The sequence below is a fragment of the Sulfitobacter sp. HI0027 genome (assembly GCF_001634775.1).
In the GTDB taxonomy this organism is placed as follows: Bacteria; Pseudomonadota; Alphaproteobacteria; order Rhodobacterales; family Rhodobacteraceae; genus Sulfitobacter.
In genome coordinates this window covers 1-3,237 of the sequence record NZ_LWER01000061.1, presented here as the reverse complement: position 1 = coordinate 3,237, position 3,237 = coordinate 1, and the positions used below count along the sequence as shown (strand labels likewise).

General features: G+C 64.4%; 5 protein-coding genes. 1 reads left to right on the top strand and 4 read right to left on the bottom strand.

Annotation, left to right across the window (positions count from 1 at the left end; all coding sequences use genetic code 11):
- The coding region (locus A3722_RS03880; RefSeq protein ID WP_201721957.1) for a cbb3-type cytochrome c oxidase subunit I at positions 1-1,217 on the bottom strand (1,217 nt) is incomplete at its 3' end.
- The gene (coxB, locus tag A3722_RS03875) at positions 1,214-1,855 is read right to left on the bottom strand and encodes a cytochrome c oxidase subunit II (RefSeq protein WP_236627339.1); all 642 of its coding nucleotides are present in this window, start codon (positions 1,853-1,855) and stop codon (positions 1,214-1,216) included. The genes A3722_RS03880 and coxB, both read right to left, overlap by 4 nt.
- A 45-nt stretch (positions 1,856-1,900) precedes the next feature.
- Between coxB and A3722_RS03870 the strand changes: the two genes are divergently transcribed.
- Positions 1,901-2,416 carry a DUF2231 domain-containing protein gene (locus A3722_RS03870; RefSeq protein WP_067627752.1) on the top strand — a complete coding sequence of 172 codons (516 nt, stop codon included), beginning with the start codon at positions 1,901-1,903 and terminating at the stop codon, positions 2,414-2,416.
- Here the strand turns inward: A3722_RS03870 and A3722_RS03865 are convergent.
- Together A3722_RS03865 and A3722_RS03860 are read right to left on the bottom strand one after the other, a co-directional pair.
- A complete protein-coding gene (locus A3722_RS03865; protein ID WP_067627758.1) occupies positions 2,386-2,898 on the bottom strand; it encodes a CopD family protein in 513 nt (170 codons plus the stop codon). The two genes, A3722_RS03870 and A3722_RS03865, sit on opposite strands and share 31 nt — an antisense overlap.
- On the bottom strand, positions 2,895-3,237 hold a 343-nt coding region (locus tag A3722_RS03860; protein ID WP_150120425.1), incomplete at its 5' end, for a cytochrome c oxidase assembly protein. The genes A3722_RS03860 and A3722_RS03865, both read right to left, overlap by 4 nt.

Below are 3,237 nucleotides of genomic sequence, written 5' to 3'. Positions count from 1 at the left end.
GCCAGCATCGGAAAGACGAAACCGCCGAACAGCACATAGTGCAGATGCGCAGTGATGAAGGCGGTGTCATGGGCCTGCCAGTCAAAGGGCACCACGGCCACCATCACGCCGGTCAGCCCGCCGATCACGAAGGTCACGAAGAACCCAAGGATATGCAGCATCGGCATGTGCAACTCGGGCCGCCCCTTCCACATGGTGCCGATCCAGGCAAAGACCTGCACCCCCGTCGGCACCGCCACCAGCGTCGAGGCGGCCGAGAAAAACGCCAGCCCCATATGCGGAATGCCGGTGGTAAACATATGGTGCACCCAAAGCCCGAAACTGAGGAAGGCCAACGCCAAAGCGCTCGCGACGATCCAGCCGTAGCCCAGCAGCGTCGTGCGCGCCATCACCGGGATCACGGTCGAGATCACCCCGGCGGCGGGCAGGAAGATGATATAGACCTCTGGATGGCCGAACAGCCAGAACAGGTGCTGCCAAAGCAAGCTGTCGCCGCCCAGATCGGCTTGGAAGAACGGGAGGCCGAAGGCGCGCTCAACCTCCAAGAGTACCGAGCCGAGGATCAGGGGCGGGAAGCCGGTGAGGATCATCAGCGAGGTGACCAGCGCGTACCAGGCAAAGATTGGCATCTTGTCGAGCGACATGCCGGGCGCGCGGTATTTTAAAATTGAGACGGTGAACTCCACCGCCGCGCAGATCGCCGAGATCTCGACGAAGGTAATGCCGATGAGCCAGAAATCGGTGTTGATGCCGGGCGAATGCAGCGGCCCGGTCAGCGGCGGATACATGAACCAGCCGCCATCGGGCGCGATGCCGAAGAACAGCGCCACCAGCAGCATCGCGCCGCCGAAGGCATAGCACCAGTAGCCGTAAGCGGTGAGCCGCGGGAAGGCGAGGTCGCGGGTGCCCAGCATCTTCGGCAGCAGATAGATCGCCAGCCCCTCGAAAGCGGGAATGGCGAAGAGGAACATCATGATCGTGCCATGCATGGTGAAGAACTGCGCAAAGGCACCGGCATCCACGAAAGCAGAATCAGGCGTCGCCAGTTGCGCGCGGATCAACATCGCCAACACACCACCGACGAGGAAGAAGAAGAAGGCAGTGACAAGAAACATCCGTCCAAGGTCGGAATGGTTTACGCTGCTGGTCCAGCCCTTCCAGCCCGGCTCGGAGCCCCAGATCGCATCCAACTTGCGGTGACGGCGCAGCGCGTTCATGGCGTCTCCTTCGCGGTAAAGGCGGCCCAGCCCGCCGAGTCATGGGCTTCGACCGAGAAGGTATGGCGGCTGTAGCCCGCGCCGTTGTACTCGGCGGTCAGGCCCCGGTAGGTGCCGGGGGCATCGGCCTCAATCCGCAGCACGTTGACATGGCCGGGAATGGCGTCCAGCTTTCCAGCCAGACGGGGCACCCAAAAGCTGTGCACCACATCCCGGCTGGTGATCGCCACATCCACGGGCCGCCCGGCGGGGATGTGCAGCAGGTTCTCGGTGACATGGCCGGGGCGGTCGTCATAGGAAAAGCGCCAAGCCCATTGCCGGGCCTCGGCCTCGACCCGCACCACATCCGCCGCGGCGCGGGGCATCAGCCGCTCGCCGGTGACCAGACCATAGGCCAGCAAAGCTGCGAGGACCACGATGGAGAAACACAGGCCCAGACCGATGATCCAGAACTTTTCATCCCGCGTGGCATTTTCCGTCTGCCGGGGTGTCCAGAAGGCGCCGATCATAAGCGCCGCCACCAGCGCGAGGATCAGCCCCGCGCCGATGAACATCACCCACCAGAGCGTCGCGATGGCGCGCGCCGCCGGGCCCGCCGGATCGACCACCGACAGATCGCCGCTGCAACCAATCAGCACACCGCACGTTGTCCCTGCAATCACCCCCCGAAGGAGCCTGCCCCGATGAGCGAACAAAGCAATGAGACGGGCGAGGACCGGTTGATCGACCCGATCGCCTCTCAGCCCGGCTATGAAGAGACTGAGACCCGCATCGCGCTTGAGGGCCACCCGATCCACGCCATGAGCGTGGCCTTTCCCATTGCGCTGTCCTTCTGCTTGCTGGGGGCCGATCTGCTTTATTGGTGGACCGGCGATGCCTTTTGGGCGCGGGCGGCCCTCTGGGCGGCGGGGACGGCGTTCTTCTTTGGCGTGCTGGCGGGGTTTTCCGGCGCTGCCGAGCTTTTGCTGGTGAGCGGCATCCGCTCCCGGGCTGCCGCTTGGACACATGCGATCATCGCCGTGACCCTGCTGGCGGTCTTGGGCGCGAACTGGGGCCAGCGGCTCTATGGCTATGAGGCGGCGGTGCTGCCTTACGGCATCCTCCTGTCGGGGCTGGGCGCGGTGATGGTGGGGTTCACGGGGTGGCATGGGGGCAAATTGGTCTTTGATTATCGTTTGGGCACATCGAAGGGCAATTGAATGCCCCGCGGTTCAAGCAGCCATTCGGGCAGGGGAAAGTCCCAGAGGTCGGGCTTGCCTAAAACTAGCATGAGGATCGCGATGACGGGGATGCCGACGGCAGTGATCGGCAGGTAGGATCGGGGCAGGCGGTGTTTCTCCGGCTTCTCGGCTACCTGCACCACCAAATGCCCGATCCAAGCATGGGCGGCAGCAAGCGCCGCGACAAAGAGCAGTTTGGCGTAGAGCCAAGGGACGAACACCTCGCGAAAGAAGATCAGCCATGTGCCCGCCACCACCGCCACGACGGCCGCGGGGGTGACGAGGATGGCATAGGTCGTATGAGTGGCGCGGCGGATGCGACTGTACTCCTCCGCCGTGCCAGCGGGGTCATGGCGGGACAGCATCAGGGGCAGGGCAAGCAGCCCGGCACACCACAGGATCAGCGCGGCGATATGCACGCCTTTGAAGAGCGTGATGAGAACCGGGAACCAGCCGCTCACGCGTTGCCCGCCCGCAAGGCCGCCCATCCGCGCTGCGCTACGGCCCCGGCGACGACCGCATAGGGCAGGCTCGCGGGCACCCACATCAAGATACCGCCAAGCTGCTGGTCGGCCAGCGGCGAAAAGCCCCAGTCCATGGGGGCAACGGCATGGGCGGCATAAAGCGCTTCGGGCGCGAAGGTCAGGATCGCCCCCAAAAGACCCATCTGCGCAAAACCGGCGATGAGCAGGGTCAGCGCCTCGACGGGCGTGCGGCCGGGGGCAAACACTTCGCGCCAGAACCACAAAGCAGCGCCGAGCAGGCTAATCTGCATCAGCCAGTACACCCCGACATGCGAG